The sequence below is a fragment of the Nitrospira sp. genome, assembly GCA_015709715.1.
GTDB lineage: Bacteria > Nitrospirota > Nitrospiria > Nitrospirales > Nitrospiraceae > Nitrospira_A.
In genome coordinates, this window is record CP054184.1 from 2,817,984 (window position 1) to 2,835,929 (window position 17,946).

Below are 17,946 nucleotides of genomic sequence, written 5' to 3' on the forward strand. Positions count from 1 at the left end.
TTCAGCGGTTCATGCCGGCGTGGTCGAGCACCTGTTGAATATGCACGTCGACCTGCCTGAGCACCGATGGCGCAACCGCGTAACCGTCGCTCTCATAGGTCAGGATCGGCATACCTTGTCGCAGGCTGAGCGGCTTGAGAATCGCTTCCGAGATGCGGTAGGGCAGGCAATTGAACGGGCCGATGAGGATGAGCCCATCATACCCTTCGCGGGCGGCATCCAGTCCCTTGCCGATGGTCGGAAGCAATTCTCCCCAAATCGTGTGCGACACATGCGCCGCGCCCTTGTCGAAGATGGCGGCGGCTTCATTGGGGCCGGAGACCAGGAGGCCTGTTTTCTCGAAGAGGCCACGGTAGTGGTCCTCAATGCCTTGCAGAAGTTGGTGCCCGGCCCACTGCCGCAGGTACAGTTGCCCCTCGGGCTCAAGAATCTTGCTGCAGGCCTTCGCCATGGCCAGGCCTCCCGGCTTCACCCCCCAGGCATCCGCTGTCCAAGCCAGCTCATCATAGGAGAGGTAGAGGAACAGGTCGCTCAGGTCGACCGGCTTGAGGATGATCCCGCGGTCGGCGTAGAGGTCGCGCACCCCATCCATGAAGAACGAGCTGAAGCGGGTGAAGAAATCACCGGCGACGACGACGCGTGGGCAGGTGCGCGGGGCTTTGGTTCGGGGCAGGGCCGCGATACGGTCGACGAACGAAGGCAGCGCCTCGTTGAATTCATCCCACGAGGCGATGCGGTCAGTGAATGCCTGCCACTCCGCGCCGAGCCGAGTGCTCACGCTCGGTTCGCCGACGACGCGCAACACATGATCCAGTTCCACCAGCACATCGCCGACGACGATGGCCGGCGCAAACGATTTGGTCAGCCGATCCTTGTCGAAGCCGAGATAGCCATTCGCTTCACGGGGGTCGAAGAGGAACAGGTCCGGCAGCTGCTGCTCGCTGATGAATCGCTCTAAATAGCCGATGTAGGCGTCGCTGACGCAGGGGGCGCCGCCGCGCAGCATATAAAAACCGGCCACCTCGTCCGGTCGGCGTTGGTCCTGCACCTGCAGCAACTGCCCAATACAAATCGGAAGCGGCAGGCACTCGCGGCCGGAGGTGTATTGCAAGCCGCGGTCGAGCTGCGCTCGGTCGAGCGGCAATACCAACCCCGGATGGAGGCCGAGCCAACGCGCCGCCATGGCGACCGCGTGGGTGTGGTAGGGCGAAAAGTTGGGGAAATACAAGATGACGCGAGGATCGGTCAGGGGCAGGGTGGCCCCGTTCGAGCGGATGACTACCCCGTCAGCAGCGAGGCGGCAGGCCGTAAAGGCGTTGCTCAGGCGACCGTGGGCCTCCCGGTAGTTGTCGATGATGTCGAGAAATGCCTCCAGCCTCGTCTGGACGCCGGCGTCGGCGGTATGCGCGTCGATCTCCAAAATGAGATAGGGTTTGGATCCCAGTTCGGAGGCCAAGGTCGCGTGCGTGAAGGCGTCGATGGTGCAGCTGAAATTGCTCACGCTGAGCAGGAAGAGATTCGGGTGCTGCTTGGCCACCTCGACGGCATTGAGGATCTGGTTGGCGAAGTGCCAGGAGGTGGGGCCTGCGCCGCGCGCGGTCAGGCAGTCGGCGGGAATGACCGGGATGCCCATGCTGGAGAGTTTCTTGCCGACCGACTGAGACGCTTCCGGGGTAAAGGCGTTGTAACTATGGCCCGCGAGGAGAATGGCCGGTGTGCCCGAGGCAATGGCCCGTTCCAACGCGCGATGGCCCATATCGCTCAGCCTCTGTTCGGCGGCGGTCTGGGCCTGCACGGCCTCGCTCCAAGCCTGTGCGGCCGTTTCGCGCTCTACGCCCAACTCCCGTACCGCGATCTCCACGAGAGTTCCGCAGGACTCGTACCCGCGGGTGAAGTCCAAGACGGGTGAGAGTAGGCGACTCTCGGGAAAGGCCTTGGACAGGAAATAGGGTTCGGCCTGGGTAATCGGGCAGAGATAGGAATCCCGACAGCCGCCGTTTGCGGGCATGCGCATGACCTGCGGAATGAAGATGAGCCCGATCCCGCGCCGGGACAGGTCCAGTACCGCTCCGTGGGCGATTTGAGCGGGAAAACAGAAGCCGGAGTAGGAGGTGAGGTCGCCGCGCGGGTCCACGTCGGACAGCACGACGTCCATCCCGAGGCGACGGAAGAACGTGGCATAGAGCGGAAAGAGCGAATGGGTCGTCAGGGCCCGGGGAATCCCAATGCGCCTGTCCGCGGTCGCGGAGGTGACGGGGTGCCCCAGCGATTCGCGTACGAACGCTTTGGCACTCTCATAGGCCGGGCCCACGCCCCAATGGGCGCGTTCCGCTCGATCCTGTTGTGGCGTCGCGGCGGGTGGCGTCGGTGGGACTTGGAAGATCACCTGGGCCCGTTGCTCGACGAGGTCAGTCGCGACGGCGGTGCGCGCCTTCCGTTTCCAGACATTTTCATAGAGGCTGCAACGCCCTCCGAAGGGGAACCGTCGCCCGGCGACTTCAAACCGGTCGATGCTGCAATACATTTTGCACGCGCCGCAAGTAAAACGTCCCACCAGCCGCATCTCCGGTCCGCAGAGGGTCAGCAGATCCGTGAAGCGACGTGTGCTCTTGCCGGCTCGTTTGTACGCCAGCAGCCCTACGCCGAACGCGCCGAGGAGTTCCGGGTTGGGCGGGATGACGACCGGGCGGCCGACGCTGTGCGCAAAGGCATGGCCGACGGCTCGGTTCAACGCGACGCCGCCTTGCAGGAAGACTTTTTTGCCTACATAGCGCGGGCCCTTGACACGATTCAGATAGTTGGCTGCGATCGCATAGACTAACCCTGCGATGATGTTGTCGCGAGGGTGGCCCTGTTGTTGCGCGAGACGGATGTCGGAGTTGATGAAGGCGGCGCAGGTAGCCTTGAAGTGCACGGGGGAGGGGGCAATCAGCGCCTGGTCGGCGATGGCGGAGACGGAGAGACCCAAATCGCTGTGGGCGCTTTCTTCGAGGAAGGAGCCTGTGCCAGCCGAACAGGCATTGTTCATAGCGTAGTCGATCGGGACCCCGTTGCGCAGGTAGATGTATTTCGAATCCTGGCCTCCGATCTCGAAGATCGTATCGACGTCGGGATCAAAATGGGTGGCGCCCGCGGCATGGGCGGAAATCTCATTGTAGACGTGCTCCGTCCCCAAATACGCGCCGGCCAATTCACGGGCCGATCCGGTGGTGCCGATGATCTCGATAGGGCGATTGCCCACGTGACTGAGAAGGGCGTCGAGGCACTCGCGCGTGGCACCCACGGGGTTCCCCTTCGTGCGGCCGTAATGCGAGGCTACCAGGGCCTGCGTCGCCGGATCGAGCAGCACGGCCTTGGTGGTGGTGGAGCCGGCGTCGATTCCCAGGATGAGAGGGCCGTCGGGCGGTGCCTGCATGGGGGGCGGGGCGATGACCTGTACCCGGTCTCCATAGAGATGGAGCGGTGGGAGGTGGCCCAGTACCGGTTGAGAAGCGATCTTCGGGCTCCGCTCCTGCGGAGCGTCTCTGGTGAGCAGGGCCGTGCCCCAGGCCTCGAACCAGGGACTCTCCGGCAGGACCACCCAGTCGGTCTGCGGTACTTTCGCCCGCAGGGCGGCCACCATGGCGGAATTGTGCGTGACCCCGCCGATCAACAGCACGCGCTTCGGGGCGCGGGCCCCTTTCTCCAGCAGGGCAATGACCTTGTTGGACATGCTATCGTGGAGTGTATGGAGAATATCCTGGGGCGTCGCTTCGTTGCGGTTGAGTTTATGCGTGATGTCCGATTTGCAGTGGACGGAACAGCGCGAGGCCAGCGGTACGACCTTGCCGCTGTGGGAGAGCGCAATCGCCTCGTCCATCCCCAACCCCATCCGGCCGATCTGTTGCACGAAGAATTCGCCGCTTCCTGCGGCGCATTTGTTGTGCGAGAGGACGTTGGTGATGCGCGCGTCGGTCAGCAGATAGACCAGAAAGGATTCGCCGCCCAGTGAGGCCACCGCGTCGAAAGGGCCGGGAATTTCCCGGAGCGCGCGCTGGATGGCCGCGGCTTCCGGCACATGCCCCAACTGCCCGGACACGCCGAAGTACTCGGCGTCGGCGAATTCCGGGCGAGACAGGATCTCCTGCAACACCTCAAGCGGGCGGCCTTGATGGGGGAGAATCGCCGCAGACCGTGCTTCGCCTCTGAGCGCGGCGACCTTGACCGTGATGGCGCCGATGTTGATGCCAATAAAGGCCATGCGGATCTCCGTTCCCTGGCGGAGGGGCCGTGCTGGTCGTGTGATCGTCCATCACGGTGATCAGCAAGTCGCGTACCGTCAGAGCCATGACCGTCGTACATGTGGACGACAAACCAAGGTGAGGAAATCCGCCACAAGCTCTTCAGTAACTCTGGCGCGAAAGGGCACAGGGGCACCCAAGCAACCGGGCCTTCATCCGATCATCAAGGGGGAACGCCGCAGGCATTACGATTGCTCACACGAACCATCAAGGGAGGGGGGCTTGGACCCGATTCGCCTAGGTATCGTGGGGTTTGGAAAGGTTGGAAAGGCCTGCGCCGAGACGTTACTCCACAGCAAGGATCTGTCGCTGGCAGGGATCGTACGGCGCAGTGAGAGTCTGACCCTTCCCCTTGCCGAGGCATTCCGAAAGGTGCCGGTCGTCACGCACATGGCTGCCTTGCCTCGCGCAGAGGGAGCATTGCTCTGTGTGCCTGCCGCGCAGGTGGCGGGGGCGGCACGCGACTGTTTGCAGCATGGCATCCCCGTCATCGAATCATCGGTCCTGCATGGAGAAGCCTTTTGTGCCTATCGCGAGACGATCCACCGTTTAGCGCTGCACCATGAAGTGCCCGCCATCGTCGGGGCCGGCTGGGATCCTGGCGGACTGTCCATCTTGCGCTCCCTGTTTGCGTTGCTGGTGCCGCAGGGGGGCATTGAGGAGACCCACCGAATTGCCGACAGCCTGCACCACACCGCGATGGTACGGCAAGTAGTCGGAGTGAAAGCCGCGCTCTGCACTGAGCATCGGACTTCGAGCGGGCGGCGGCAGCGGTATGTGTACGTCGAACTGGAACCAGGGGTGGATGGGGATCGCGTGGCGGCCGCGATCCGTGCCGATCCTCTATTCTTGGGAGACGACACCGTTGTGTTTCCAGTCGAAAGTGTGGCGGCACTCGAGCAGGGCCGCGGGCTTGTGCTGGAACGGCGCAGCGCGCCAGGGTCCGTGGCGCACCAGCGGCTGTTATTCGAAGCACGTTTTGATGAGGTCTGGACGACGGCCTGGATGATGTTGGCCGCCGCCCGCGCCTTGCCGGGGCTGAGGCCTGGCGCCTACACGCTGCTCGACCTGCCGGTCCGCGACCTGTGGGGGACCCAGGCGGACCAGGCGGTCCGAGCATGGTTGTAGAGTGGAGTGACAGAGGGCCTCATTCGCAGGTGTGCGTGGCGACTGCGGTGTTGAGATAAGAGGGACACAGGCATGGGTAGAAGGTGGCGGTGGGATGTGATGGCAGCTTGGTTGGTGCTGTTGCTGCCAGCTTGCGGCGGGGTGACGGTCATACCGGCCGATCTGGAAGGGCGGGTCGATCAGACCGTGACCTTCGAACAATTGAAGTCCTCTCCCGACTCGTTCAAGGGGCGTCTGGTGGTATTGGGGGGCAATGTATTGTCGGCGCGGCGTTTAAAAGAAGCGACTCGTATCGAACTGTTGCAACTACCGCTGGACAGTTCTCTGGAGCCGAGCGGGCGACCGATCGATTCAAGGGGACGGTTCCTCGCATTTCAGAAGACATTCCTGGATCCGGCGGCGGTGCCGCCTGGCACGCGGGTCACGGTGGTGGGGGAAGTCACCGGCACCATGACCCTCACCCTCGACGACATCGACTACGTCTACCCATCGCTGGATGTGCAGGCCATCACGATCTGGCCCGCCCAGACGCCGGCCTATTGGTTCCGTCCCATGCCCTATTTCGGCGCCTATTGGGGCCCGTATTGGGGCCCCTACTGGGGTCCCTATTGGGGGCCCTACTGGTAGCCGAAGACAAGGAGTGCCATGACCAAGCGAGCGGATGATGCTATGTTTCGAGATCGTCGTGATGCGGGTCGCGCGTTGGCTCAGGCCCTTTCGAAATACAAGGACGATCCCGCCGTCATCGTGGTGGCGCTGCCACGGGGCGGAGTGGTCATCGGCTATGAGATCAGCCTGGCGTTACATCTCCCCCTGGACGTGTTGGTGGTGAGGAAGCTCGGTACGCCGGTGAATCCAGAGCTGGCGATGGGCGCATTGGCAGAGACCGGTTATCGATACTTGAACGAGGACGTCATCAGAACGTATGGGGTCACGGTGGAGCAGTTGGATGCGGAGGTGCGCCGGCAAGAGCGGGAAATTCTGAGGCGGAGTGACAAGTATCGCGGCGGGCGGCGGCTGCCGCCGCTGAAGGGAAACACCGTACTGGTCGTGGATGATGGGATTGCGACCGGAGCCACGCTGTATGCTGCCTTGGCCGCTCTGCGGCAGGCGGAGGCGGCCCGATTGGTGGTGGCCGTTCCGGTGGCGCCGCCGGATGCCGCGCGTGACCTTCGGGCCAAGGTGGACGAGGTCGTCATTCTTCAGACGCCGGCGTGGTTTTTCGGCATCAGCCAGTTTTACGAGCGCTTTCCGCAGGTCGAGGATGAGGAAGTGATTGCCTGTTTGGAGACGGTTCGCGAAGCCTTGTCGCGCGGCAATACCTCAGCCGGATGAAGCGTGAGATTGTGCCTGTGCTGTAGAACCTGGAGCCAGAATAAGGAGTAGTCCATGGCGTTCGAGCTGACGAGTAGCGCGTTCGCGGAGGGGGAGTGGATTCCGAAGAAGCATACCTGTGAAGGCCAGGACCTGTCGCCGCCCTTGCGCTGGAACCACCCGCCGACGGGAACGCGCAGTTTTGCGCTGATCGCCGATGATCCCGATGCGCCGGCCGGGACATGGGTCCACTGGGTGATGTACAACATTCCCATCGATATTCGCGGGTTGGTTGAAGCCCTTCCTGCTCAAGACATCCTGCCGAATGACGCCCAGCAGGGTCTCAACGACTTCAAGCGAGTCGGTTATGGCGGACCCTGCCCGCCGCCCGGCAACCCCCATCGTTACTACTTCAGGCTCTACGCGTTAGATCAGGAGTTGAGTCTCAAACCGCGGGCCGCCAAGGCGCAGGTTCTTGATGCAATGAAAGGCCACGTGCTGGCGGAAGCCCAGTTGATGGGGCGGTTCACGCGATAGGACCGGGATTGCCGTCCTGTTTCGTGATCCCGGCCCCCACTCTCAGTTCAGATCGGGAGAAGCTGAGTCCTACTTGTGGCGCTGATGAAGCGTGATGTGATTGCCATCCTGATCCGCGATCACGGCCATCCGGCAGACCGGCGTGTCAAATATTTCGGTGGCGAATGACACGGCCCGTTCCTTCATTTTGTAGACGAACCCATTAAGATCCGACACCTCAAACGCCACAACGGCGCCTTTTGCTCCAGGAACATGTCCCATGTCCGCCGTGGTGATCGCAAAGGTTGAGCCTCCGATCTCGTATTCCACCCAGACGTCTTGGTAATTGCTGCTGACCCGCAAACCGAGTACCTGCTCATAGAAGGCTCTGGCCCGCGCCATAGCCGAAACGGGATAGACCGTAAAGGCCATCGAGGTGATCATTGACGGACTCCTTTCAGGACGGGAATCACTGGAGGGGTCTCGTCCCGTCCGACGCATCTTACACCGGAGGCCTTTGGCTCAGGATTTCTCGCTCGGCTTCAAGCCAATCGTCCAGCGCGCAGCCGTGTCGATACCCCTGCTCTGCATAGCGTTCATAGGCTCGTTTGGCAATCAGCGCTTGTAGCTCATCGGAGGTCGGTCCCCGCTGGGCGTGAGATGAAGGTGCGGCCCCCGAAGGTTTTGCCGCTGTCCGCGTAGAGGCCTGTCGCCTCTGTCCTGCCTTGTTTTGTCGGGATGGGGTCAGCATGGGCTTCTCCTTGCGTCATGGTTGGACGGTGGGTTCAGAGCTAGCATCAATGAGCGGTGCCGACGCGAATGGGCGGTCGAGACATTCCATCGGGAACGCGTGGGCAGGTTGTTCAAAGCGAAGCGGGGTTTGGTTCATGACCTTCCTTGCCCCGGCTTGGCGGGGCCTGGGGTGGAGGATCGCTTGTGGCAGGCTTCGATCGCCTGAAACTTGCAAGCACCATCACACTAGGGGCGGGCCTAGAACAGGTAAGAGCAAGAGGGACGCCACAGAGGTGAGGAAGTTTCGCGGGCAGGATCTGCGCATAAAAGCACACGGCTTCTTTCGAGGTGGTTCTGTGATGGGGAGAACTGGGGAGCTACGCCCCAAGACTAGAGCAGCAGGCTGTAGAGAAAAGTCCCAGGCATGGGAAGAGCGGTCGTATTGCGCCGGTGGGGATCGGGACCATCGTCAGTCGAGCCCGGGAAAATGACGCAGCTATCCAGTTTCGCGGCATCCTCGATCCGGAAGAGGTGAAAGAACGGATTCACGCTGCATTCTTGAGGCGACGGTCTGAGGAATGAGTGGGGAGACCGATGCAGATTGCGTTGACCGGAGACGTGATGCTGGGCCGCCTGGTGGATCAGCAGGTCATCAGGGATCCGGCGGTTCGTCCTGCGTCGCTTTGGGGCGATGTCCTTCCGATCATGCGGGGGGCCGATCTGCGTTGCGTCAATTTGGAGTGCACCATCAGCAGCGTGGGGCGGGAGTGGCATCCGCACACGAAGGCCTTTCATTTTCGCGCCCATCCCCGCGCGATCGATTTTTTGCGCGCTGCCGGTATCGACGCGGTAACTCTGGCGAACAACCATATCCTCGATTATGGCGTTGAGGCGCTTGCCGATTGTTTGGCGTTGTTGGATCGGGCCGGCATCAAACATGTCGGGGCTGGGATGACGAGTCGGTCGGCGCTGCAGCCTTGTTATCTCCAGAGTCCCATGGGGCGAGTAGCAGTGGTTGCGTTGACCGACAATGAACCGGAATGGGAGGCCACGGAGAAGCAGGCCGGGGTGGCCTACATCGCCTATGATGAACGCGGATTAACCCAGCCTTCTCGTCGGCTGGTCGCGCAGGTGGTCCATGGTGCAAAACGACAGGCCCCATGGCTCATCGTCAGTGCGCATGTGGGGCCTAATTGGGGTGCGCCCTCTGCCGGCATGCGCGCGCTGGCTCACGATCTGATTGATTTGGGAGCGGATCTCTATTGGGGGCACTCGAACCATACCCCCCAGGGAATCGAGCGCTATCGGGGCAAGATCATTCTCTATTCAAGCGGCGACTTTATCGATGATTACATGGTCGACGAAGATGAACGCAACGACCTGTCGTTCCTGTTCGTCTGTGAGGCGGAACGAGGCCGAGAGATAGGCCTACGGCTCTATCCCATTCGCATTGAGGATTGTCGGGTCAGGCGAGCAGTCGGGGAGGATGAACGTGTGCTTCAGAAGACCATGCAGGAGAAATGCGCTGTGTTTGGAACGACCCTCTCCTTCACGGATGGGGTGGGATGGCTCAGGCCGGGGTAGCGCGAAGGTGTGTCGCGCATTGTCCGGCCTGGCCGGGGCGGTGACGGCCGTCAGACCACCATGAAGATGTAGTCGATGAGGTCGTCCATGGCAATGCAGGGGAGTTCGCACGACAAGCGATAGAATTCTTGCCCGCGGTCCCCCGCCGTAAACTCCAGCGCCGCGATCTTTCGAGCCTCGCCGTCGATCATCGGGGAGGTAATTTCGGTATTTTTAGCAGTGAGAGTGAATTGATGGGTGTTGCGGTTGGCATCCGCGTATTCCATGACCAGGCGAACGCGGGTGCCGCGCGGAATCATGATCCGTTTGTTCTGCATGGCGATGCCGGACACCTGCAACCCGTGAGCGGTGACCTTCATGGTGATCGTCAATTTGTCAGCGGCGCGGGTGGCCGATTGTTCGGCGGTGAGGAGGAACAATGTCACAAGGATGCAGATGAAGATACGGGTAATCATGGCCTGGGCGTTCCTTCGTTCGGATTTCAATTAACCGATGACCGTGCTGGGCGCGATGACGGGTTGCGTCTTGCTCAGCGAAACCACGCACTGCTGGCCGCAACTCCCATGGGCAAACGAGCGGGCATCGCAGGATTCGACAGTCAGTCTCTGTTTCGCGTGATCCCACGACAAGCTCAGTTGCGCGGCCGCTCCCGAATTCGGACAATCGGTGCAGGCTGACGTCGTCGGTGGTTTCTGAGATTGCACTCCGAACACGCTAACGGCCAGCATCGAAAAAAACGTGGCCACGATTCCGATTCCGACGATGTCCATGGCAGGCTCCTTTGTGGCTAAGAGACCCACGTGATGATGTGGGTGCCTCACGAAACGATGTCTTGTCTCAGCTAGGGAAGTTAGCAAGGCAGGTGCCATGGGGATCGATGCAAACGGTCCGGACGAGCGCTGTAACTGATTGAGTTTGCGCGTTGTGCGGGAACGCACGAGTGATGGACATCCCGAAAAACGGCGCATATCGAGCAGAAATGTACTTTGGTAGAGCCGAGGCCGGAACGTTCAGGGGAAAGCGGTAGATGAATTCAGTAAGGGGATGCGCCGGCGCGAGGCGTATTCTGCCGGAGCGCTGCGAGGTATGTGAGCAGGTCCGTGATTTCTTGGTCCGTGAGCCTGGTATCGGGAAGCATGCCGCTCCCGGGATGGCCGTCGCGGATGGCGTGAAACCGAGCCTTGTTGTCTTTCAGTTTCAGCGTCGTACGATTGCGAAGGTCCGGGGCAGAGGCGGCCAGCCTTGCCACGACTGCTGCCGTGTCAGGTTCCAGCGTGGGTTTCCGGTCGATCATGCCGTCGATGCCGTGGCAGTAGTGGCAGATCCCCTTGCCGTTGAACAGCGCCTGCCCCTGGGTCGCATTACCTTTGGTCGCGGTATTTGCCTGGGGCGGTGTAGCGTGACTGAGGGATGTTGCTAAGCCCATCAGGATAGCCAGGACGAGTCTGGAAAGCAGTCTAGATGTCGGCATGCCAACGGATCCGTAAAATTTTATGATAGTCCCATCAGTATGCCGCGACCACGTCGAGAACACAATGCCGTTGAGCGCGGAGCCGCGATCCTTGTCTTGCAAGGGGGCACCGGGCGCTTCTATGATCAGAATCGACGCGGGCTTCTTCGCTGCGGGGGAAACCAAGGAGGTTGTATGAAAGCAAGGAGATCGTCAAAGGTCGCTAAGAACCGGGAAATGGAAACGTCTGCCATTCCATTGGCGCGCAAAGCCCTGGCGGTGCAGCGGCAACAGAAGAAAGAAGCCGTCACCGCTGCGCTGGAAAAATCCCAACGGAAAGGAATGATCGAAGGCAGTGGAAAGGCTTCTCCGGCGCTGGCGCGGACCGTCGAGGCAGTAAAACTCCAGCGCAAGAAACAGGCGATCACCGGAGCCCTGGAGGAATCGCAGCGAACATCCGGAGCCTCGAAGAAGCCGCGGACATCGGAAGCGTTGGCGCGGACGGTGGCGGTCGGTGCGCGTCTGCGGAAGAAGGCTACGATCACGGCGGCGTTGGAAGCCTCGCAGCGTCGGTCGGCTCCTCGGGGATCGTGAAGGGATTATCAGGGCCGAACGTAATGCGTATCACTACAGCTACGTAGAAAATTTTGCGATATGCGTAGCCGTTCGTCTGCGCTATGTTCGTGCCTGGGTCCACGGCTCATGATTGATCAGAAAGGTCCGAATGGATTGCCATGGCGGCAACTGATCAGCAAGATCGCAAACCACGGGTTCTCGTTGCGGATGGTGACTGTCTTGTGGCGGCAGGAATTCGCAAGTTGCTGGAACAGGACTGCGAGGTGGTCGGCATAGTTGAGGACGGCCGGACACTCCTGGCGGAAGCGGAGAAGTTACGGCCAGACATTTGTATCACAGAAAGTGTCCTCCCCTTGCTCAACGGTCTGGATGTGGCCCACCGTCTGGCTAAGGTGAACCCAGGAAGCCGGATCATCTTCGTAACCAGCCAGGCCAACTCAAGCTACATCGCCGAGGCGTTTAGGGCCGGTGTGTCAGCCTATGTCCTCAAACGTTCAGCGCCTGTGGAGTTGAGTCAAGCTATTCATGCTGTGATGAAGGGGCAGTACTACCTGACTCCCCTTATCACCAAGGACTTACTGGTTGCTGGTACGAATGGTTCGAATAAACAGATCGGCCCCCCGTCAGCATCCTGCCTTACCCCCCGTCAACGCGAAGTGCTGCAGTTGATCGCGGAGGGACGAGGGACCAAGGAGGTCGCGGCCATGCTCAACATTGCCGTCAAGACCGTCGAGTTTCATAAGTTCCGCATCATGGAGCAACTGGATCTTCACTCCACTGTTGCCCTCACAAAACATGCGATCGCTGAGGGGCTTGTCAGGCCGTAGGTGTCTCGGTTTGGCAAGATGTATCGTCCTATTCTGATCGGCATTGCGCTCCTCATACTCTGGTCTGGTTGTGCGTTCAAGCGACCTCAGCAACAGACGGTAAGTTGTCCTGATATTGCTACGGCAGGGCGACTCAACGTCCTGACCCTGAACCTCCTCTATGACATGGCGGCTTCTGCGCGGCAGCAAACCTGGAGCGATATCGCTCAGTTTGCCGTCGCACACAACGTTCACGTGCTGTTGTTGCAGGAAGCCGTCTTGAGCGATGTCGATCGCATTCAGAAGCTCCTGGGCACCTCCGACAGCGCCCGTGACTTGCAGCGAGTCCTCAACGAACGCAGTTCGGAGCCCTATGAGTTGCGGGTGGCATGGGAGACCGGCGTCCCCCTTGTCCTGACGACGGCCAATGCCATTTTGAGCCGCTGCGATGTCACGCGGCATTTCCAGGCTTTTCTCCCGATTGAGTCGGAGGAAGCCTTTGAAGGGGTGGATCTCAAGATCACCAGAAATGTTCAGGTGGCTCAGCTGAGCCTTCCTGGGTACGGGACCCTTCATGTCTATAACACGCATCTCTGCGCCGCCTGCTCAGCCGAATCGCTGAATCGACAGGTCGAGGCGGTACTGGCTTTCGTGGAGCAGGTTGAAGGAAAGTCGGCCGGCAACCATGTGATCCTCGGCGGCGATTTGAACCTGGATCGCGCGAAGGGGGAATCCGAGCAGGCAGTCTACGAGGCCATTACGCGAGCCGGTTTCCGAGATGTCTACGCCGAGTATCGGACGACGACCTTCGGGGACGCCCGTCACGCCTTTTGCTGGAACGGAAGGCCCGACATCCACTGTACGGACGGCGTGAGCCCGACGCAGGGCCTGATCGATCAGAAAACCGGTGCCGCCTTCTCCAGGCCCACACGGATCGATTATCTGTTTTTACGCGGGTTTGATACGGTGAGACTAAGCAGAGTCGTCTTCAATCCGGGGAATACCAAGACGGGTCCGGTCAATCCGAGCGAGTCGGCGGTCTCCGACCATAGCGGTGTCTTTGCGGAAATCATGCTGCAGAAATAAACAGGCTGCTTCGGTCAGTGCTGCTTGTAGAACAGGTATTAGCGTAATCCAGATCCTGGAAAAACGCTGCTTGCGCAAAGTTCCCGACGTACGGGGAGTCTGCGGGATCTTGGTAGAGCCAATAGTACGGAAAACCGCGGTCCGGGGGCGTCGCGTCGGCATGGTTGAACACCCCGTCCATGATCGCGTGAATGCCTCGCCGATGACATTCATTGATCAATCGTTTCAGATATGCCAGCCTCTTGGTCTCGTTGATCGGATTCCACGTGTATGTGTAAATGAAACAAATATTTGTACTCATAGAAGCCTTCCGACAAGGGCGGACTCGTATAGCTATACATCACACCTTGGATCGGACCGCCGGCTTCATTCTGAAAATTGCTGGGCGTCATGCGACATGGTGCATCGGCATTCCATCGGCGATTCGCGGGATCTTGAAAGCTTCCCACGACAAAGACGTTCTTGAGGCGTGGCAACCCTCCACTTGTCCTGAAACACCAGGTCTTCGGGTTTAGTGATCAGCTTGACCGTCTGTCCGGCGACATCCACGACATAGTCGAACTCCGTGAAGTGGCCGGTGCTAAGCATTAGTAGTCGATCATCTCGCTCTGCCGCGTATTGCTCGAACCCGCCCAGCGATGGTTGATTGTTGTTCAACGCGTCCTCGAACGACGTCTCTGAATCCTAAGAGCTGCAGCAGTCTATCCGGCCCAATCCCCCACAATCCGATACACGCCTTCAATCAGCAACAGAGGCATGATTGACCTCCATTTCATCTAGATCATGGCGATACTCCTATCAGATGCAATGTTGACTCCTGAGCCAAGAGCCGAACGGCATTGTAGCCGTGATCGATGCAACAAGGCTGTTTGGAAAGCATTGCAGGAAAACACTGGGGGTTCCAATGCTGAGGGGTTCAAAGTTAGAAAGGGCAAAAGTCCACAGTTGATGAACGGTGGGTATCGGTTCGCGCTTCACCCGGTAAGGTACGCGGATCCAAGAAATTCTACGTGGTGGCGTTATGCCACCAGAAATCTTCCCAGGGATGAGGCTTCGTGCAACAGTTCCATGTCACCTAATACCGGTGAGCTGCGCCCAGCGGCGTAGCGAACACGGCGTCGAACGGCAAGCCCGGTGCGACAAACTACGACCAGCGGAGCGTCACGCAAGAGACACAATTAGCTATAAGAAACGTCCGGACGCCGTGGAACGAAATTCGCAGCATGGCTGAGCAGCGAAAGATAAAGGAGAAGTCAGATGACAAAAGTGTTTCTTGTAGGAATCAATGATTACCCGTCGCCGGCTCGACAGCCTGGTCAGCGCCGACATCAAGAAGATGGGCTATGCGCAGGTACCACAGCTCGAAGGGACAGCCAAGAATCTCGCCGGGAAGGTATGTACGTGATGGGCCATGCGCCAACGAAGAGGTGAAACATTGAACATGCAGAAACATAAGGTAAGGCAAGAAACGGATTATGAGTACACGAATAAGTTCAGCGGAAAACAAATTCGTTTCACTCCGAAGAGCGACGAGATCGTCGCGACATTTCAGCCGCATACGGCAGAAATGGCCGCACGCGACGTGATGAGATCGACGACGCTCGGGATCAGTCAAGGTATTAATCAGGAAAGGGGATTTGCTGTCTTCCAGGTCCGTTCGGGACAAGATATGGATGCGGCAACCCGACAGTTAACGGCTCAGCCTCAGATCGCAAATGCCCTTCCAGTGATGATCGACGATGAAGGCTTAACGCGGTACTTCTTGCCGGATGAGTTTACGGTTCAATTTCGAAACGGAATCAGTAAAGAGCAAGCTGAACGCATTCTCACAGAGAAAGGGACCAAAATCATTGTTGAGCAGCGAACGCCTGGGTACTACACGCTGCTGGTGCCGGAAGGTAAAGGATTGTTCGAAACGATTCGCGATTTTTCATCGATGGACCAAGTGTCCTTTGCCGAGCCGAGCGAGGCGGGTTTCAATGATGCACTGGCCTACTTTCCTGATGATCCAGAATTCACTAAATTGTGGGGCCTCCACAACACGGGGCAAGTTATCAATGGGGTAACTGGAACAGCCGATGCCGACATCGATGCGGTGGAAGCGTGGGACATTACCAGGGGCGATCCCTCTGTGATCGTGGCCGTCATCGATACCGGCGCTGATCTTAACCATCCAGATTTGCAGTCAAACTTCCTTCCGAGAGGCGCGGAAGACTGGGATTTTGCCGACGCGGCAGATCCAGTGCCCGACGATACGATGGGCCATGGAACGCATGTGGCGGGAACCATTGGCGCAGCCGATAACACCACCGGCGTGATCGGCTTGGCGTCACGATGCCGGATCATGCCTCTGAGGGTAGATTTGACGACGGGAATGAACCAGAACCGGGCCGACGCCATTAACTACGTGGCTGCTCAAGCCACAAGCCATCCGACCCAGCGGTATGTCATTAACTGTAGCTGGAGGATGAGCGGTGATCATGCAGGAGTGCACAACGCCATCATCAATGCTGTGACCAATAATGTGGTGGTTGTGTTCGCTGCTGGCAATAATAACCAAGATATCGATGTAACGCCCCAGTATCCCGCCGTGTATCCCGAAGTCATTGCGGTGGCGGCCACTGATCAACGGGACAGAAAGGCGTCCTTCTCCAACTATGGCACCAAAGTCGACGTCTCGGCTCCAGGAGTAAACATTTATTCGACGTATCCCGATGATACGTACAACTTCCTCGACGGCACTTCTATGGCGTCACCTCATGTGGCCGGCTTGGCGGCACTCATCAGATCGCGTAATAGCTCGTTGACCGTTCAGCATGTCCGTCAGATCATCGAAAGTTCCTGTGACAATATCGACGCCAAAAATCCCGCTTACGTCGGCAAACTTGGCAAAGGCAGGATCAACGCCTATAGAGCCCTGGCTGCAACGCCGCTGCCCCCAATCGGCTTTCGACTGTCGCGAAAATTTCCATTCCCTCAGAGGAATAATGGATCCAGCTCAGGACTCTCTTATGCGCGCAGGATCCGCATAGGTCTAACGTATCGCTCAGCGCTCTTATTCCTCACTCAACAACCGTTTTCCGAGAAAATTTACTATTTGAACCCCAGTACCGGGGGCGTTCTAGGTGCAGTGGATCCGGTGCTTAACGACACCATCGGCAGTCTTGAATGGGATGGTATCAACATTCGGGTTGCGAACGTCACGACCGGCTCGGGGGCCATCAACACCATTCACCCCCAGACGGGAGCCCAACTCGCATCGATTCCCGTTCCCACGGGAAGGGGCGAAGGATTGGCGGACGACGGCGTGAACCTCTACTATTCGACCATCATGCGGATCTATGTCCTTAACAGATCTACTGGTGCCGTAATGCGATCGTTCCCTCCACCCGGGGGAGCTTGTCGCGCCCTTGCATACGGACGAGGCTTTCTTTTTAGCGGAAACTCAGCGACCGGTATGATCACGGTCTTTGATCGAAATACTTTGGCGATTCGAGGGACCATCGCTGCACCTGGTAGCGGGACTTTCAAAGTGGAAGGATTGGCGTTCAACCCGGCTACCAATGAACTGTTCATCGCGAACCAAAGCGAAAATCTCATCTATGTGGGGATGGTGACACTCTAGAGAACATCCAACGTGGCGCATGGGACGTGGAAAATAATGAAAGGAGTATGACGATGATCAGGAGTATGAGTGTGATCCTATGCGTTGCGATCTTGGTCAGCGTCCAGACGATGCCGACGACGGCGTTTGCTGAGAGCTTGGGACCGGTATCCGAGGAATATCCTCCCGCGGCATGCGACCCAGGCTCATATGTGAGCAGTGTCAAGTGCACAGGGAAATATTGTGACAACATGAAAATCACCTGTTTCGATTTGCCCAATGCGACTATTGGCCGCGCGCAGTGGATGCCTTGGATCTCCGAAGAAGGAGGCGGCATGAGGCAGTGCCCGGCAAACCACTATATTGCCGGTTTTGCATGCCGAGGGAAGTACTGCGACAACGTGTCGTTGTATTGTGTGGAGCTGAAGAATGTCGAACCTTCGCGGTGCGAATTTACTCGCTTCGTATCCGAAGAAGGAGGTGGGTATCTGTCGTTCTTCCTTGGCGATACAGCGGGACAGCACTTTGCGGCAAAAGGCATGCATTGTACGGGAAGCTACTGCGACAACAAGCAATTTGAAGTGTGTGAACTGAGGCAGCGTTGACCGGGTTGACTCGCGATGTACCGATGCTGGGGAGTTGGTAGGCGGAGTCGGCATGTGGATGTGGGCATCTACATTAAAGAAGGAACGTAATGAGGGAAGAATGATGGCACATTGGGGAACAGCAGCACTGGTGTCGGGGATCGTCGTGATGACTTGTGGGGCTCGGTGGTAAAGGGAGCCCCGCAAACCACCAGCACCGCATTAACCGACCTCAAATAGCCAGCGCTCCAAGAACACTGGGAAGGAGCGGCTGGTTGAGAAGGGG

19 protein-coding genes are annotated in these 17,946 nt (G+C 59.0%); 10 read left to right on the forward strand and 9 right to left on the reverse strand.

Going from position 1 to position 17,946, the window contains the following annotated elements:
* Window position 1 precedes the first annotated feature (1 nt).
* On the reverse strand, window positions 2-4,240 hold the full coding sequence (locus tag HRU82_13705) for a hypothetical protein (GenBank protein QOJ35935.1): 4,239 nt from the start codon (window positions 4,238-4,240) through the stop codon (window positions 2-4).
* A 262-nt stretch (window positions 4,241-4,502) separates the two neighbouring features.
* Between HRU82_13705 and HRU82_13710 the strand changes: the two genes are divergently transcribed.
* From HRU82_13710 to HRU82_13725, 4 genes are all read left to right on the forward strand, one after another.
* Complete coding sequence (locus tag HRU82_13710) at window positions 4,503-5,408, forward strand: Gfo/Idh/MocA family oxidoreductase (protein ID QOJ35936.1); 906 nt, start codon at window positions 4,503-4,505, stop codon at window positions 5,406-5,408.
* Between the two features lie 99 nt (window positions 5,409-5,507).
* Window positions 5,508-6,035 carry a Slp family lipoprotein gene (locus HRU82_13715; GenBank protein QOJ35937.1) on the forward strand — a complete coding sequence of 176 codons (528 nt, stop codon included), beginning with the start codon at window positions 5,508-5,510 and terminating at the stop codon, window positions 6,033-6,035.
* 42 nt (window positions 6,036-6,077) lie between these two features.
* The gene (locus HRU82_13720; protein QOJ37211.1) at window positions 6,078-6,743 is read left to right on the forward strand and encodes a phosphoribosyltransferase; all 666 of its coding nucleotides are present in this window, start codon (window positions 6,078-6,080) and stop codon (window positions 6,741-6,743) included.
* 54 nt (window positions 6,744-6,797) lie between these two features.
* The gene (locus HRU82_13725; protein ID QOJ35938.1) at window positions 6,798-7,259 is read left to right on the forward strand and encodes a YbhB/YbcL family Raf kinase inhibitor-like protein; all 462 of its coding nucleotides are present in this window, start codon (window positions 6,798-6,800) and stop codon (window positions 7,257-7,259) included.
* A 69-nt stretch (window positions 7,260-7,328) separates the two neighbouring features.
* Here HRU82_13725 and HRU82_13730 read toward each other — a convergent pair whose 3' ends face one another.
* The 3 genes from HRU82_13730 to HRU82_13740 all read right to left on the reverse strand — a co-directional run bounded on the left by HRU82_13730 (window position 7,329) and on the right by HRU82_13740 (window position 8,519).
* Window positions 7,329-7,682, reverse strand: a complete 354-nt coding sequence (locus HRU82_13730) for a VOC family protein (GenBank protein ID QOJ35939.1) — start codon at window positions 7,680-7,682, stop codon at window positions 7,329-7,331.
* 58 nt (window positions 7,683-7,740) lie between these two features.
* Window positions 7,741-7,989 carry a DUF2934 domain-containing protein gene (locus HRU82_13735; GenBank protein ID QOJ35940.1) on the reverse strand — a complete coding sequence of 83 codons (249 nt, stop codon included), beginning with the start codon at window positions 7,987-7,989 and terminating at the stop codon, window positions 7,741-7,743.
* Window positions 7,990-8,360: 371 nt separating this feature from the next.
* A complete protein-coding gene (locus HRU82_13740; GenBank protein QOJ35941.1) occupies window positions 8,361-8,519 on the reverse strand; it encodes a hypothetical protein in 159 nt (52 codons plus the stop codon).
* Window positions 8,520-8,564: 45 nt separating this feature from the next.
* Between HRU82_13740 and HRU82_13745 the strand changes: the two genes are divergently transcribed.
* On the forward strand, window positions 8,565-9,554 hold the full coding sequence (locus HRU82_13745) for a CapA family protein (protein QOJ35942.1): 990 nt from the start codon (window positions 8,565-8,567) through the stop codon (window positions 9,552-9,554).
* 50 nt (window positions 9,555-9,604) lie between these two features.
* Here the strand turns inward: HRU82_13745 and HRU82_13750 are convergent, their stop codons facing one another.
* The 3 genes from HRU82_13750 to HRU82_13760 all read right to left on the reverse strand — a co-directional run bounded on the left by HRU82_13750 (window position 9,605) and on the right by HRU82_13760 (window position 11,025).
* Entirely contained in the window at window positions 9,605-10,009 is a 405-nt protein-coding gene (locus HRU82_13750; protein QOJ35943.1) for a hypothetical protein, read from the reverse strand.
* 30 nt (window positions 10,010-10,039) lie between these two features.
* Window positions 10,040-10,324, reverse strand: a complete 285-nt coding sequence (locus HRU82_13755) for a hypothetical protein (GenBank protein ID QOJ35944.1) — start codon at window positions 10,322-10,324, stop codon at window positions 10,040-10,042.
* A 263-nt stretch (window positions 10,325-10,587) separates the two neighbouring features.
* Window positions 10,588-11,025 carry a cytochrome c gene (locus HRU82_13760; protein QOJ35945.1) on the reverse strand — a complete coding sequence of 146 codons (438 nt, stop codon included), beginning with the start codon at window positions 11,023-11,025 and terminating at the stop codon, window positions 10,588-10,590.
* A gap of 174 nt (window positions 11,026-11,199) precedes the next feature.
* On the opposite strand from HRU82_13760, the gene HRU82_13765 reads away from it, so the two are divergent.
* The 3 genes from HRU82_13765 to HRU82_13775 all read left to right on the forward strand — a co-directional run bounded on the left by HRU82_13765 (window position 11,200) and on the right by HRU82_13775 (window position 13,472).
* Complete coding sequence (locus HRU82_13765; protein ID QOJ35946.1) at window positions 11,200-11,598, forward strand: hypothetical protein; 399 nt, start codon at window positions 11,200-11,202, stop codon at window positions 11,596-11,598.
* A gap of 140 nt (window positions 11,599-11,738) precedes the next feature.
* Window positions 11,739-12,407, forward strand: coding sequence for a response regulator transcription factor (locus HRU82_13770; protein ID QOJ35947.1), 669 nt, complete (start codon window positions 11,739-11,741; stop codon window positions 12,405-12,407).
* 18 nt (window positions 12,408-12,425) lie between these two features.
* The gene (locus HRU82_13775) at window positions 12,426-13,472 is read left to right on the forward strand and encodes an endonuclease/exonuclease/phosphatase family protein (protein ID QOJ35948.1); all 1,047 of its coding nucleotides are present in this window, start codon (window positions 12,426-12,428) and stop codon (window positions 13,470-13,472) included.
* Here HRU82_13775 and HRU82_13780 read toward each other — a convergent pair.
* Together HRU82_13780 and HRU82_13785 are read right to left on the reverse strand one after the other, a co-directional pair.
* Window positions 13,456-13,773 carry a hypothetical protein gene (locus HRU82_13780; GenBank protein ID QOJ35949.1) on the reverse strand — a complete coding sequence of 106 codons (318 nt, stop codon included), beginning with the start codon at window positions 13,771-13,773 and terminating at the stop codon, window positions 13,456-13,458. The genes HRU82_13775 and HRU82_13780 overlap by 17 nt on opposite strands.
* Before the next feature lie 65 nt (window positions 13,774-13,838).
* On the reverse strand, window positions 13,839-14,129 hold the full coding sequence (locus HRU82_13785; protein QOJ35950.1) for a hypothetical protein: 291 nt from the start codon (window positions 14,127-14,129) through the stop codon (window positions 13,839-13,841).
* Between the two features lie 784 nt (window positions 14,130-14,913).
* Here HRU82_13785 and HRU82_13790 point away from each other — a divergent pair.
* On the forward strand, window positions 14,914-17,097 hold the full coding sequence (locus tag HRU82_13790; GenBank protein QOJ35951.1) for a S8 family serine peptidase: 2,184 nt from the start codon (window positions 14,914-14,916) through the stop codon (window positions 17,095-17,097).
* A gap of 230 nt (window positions 17,098-17,327) precedes the next feature.
* Window positions 17,328-17,681, forward strand: coding sequence for a hypothetical protein (locus tag HRU82_13795; protein ID QOJ35952.1), 354 nt, complete (start codon window positions 17,328-17,330; stop codon window positions 17,679-17,681).
* The last annotated feature ends 265 nt before the right edge of the window (window positions 17,682-17,946 follow it).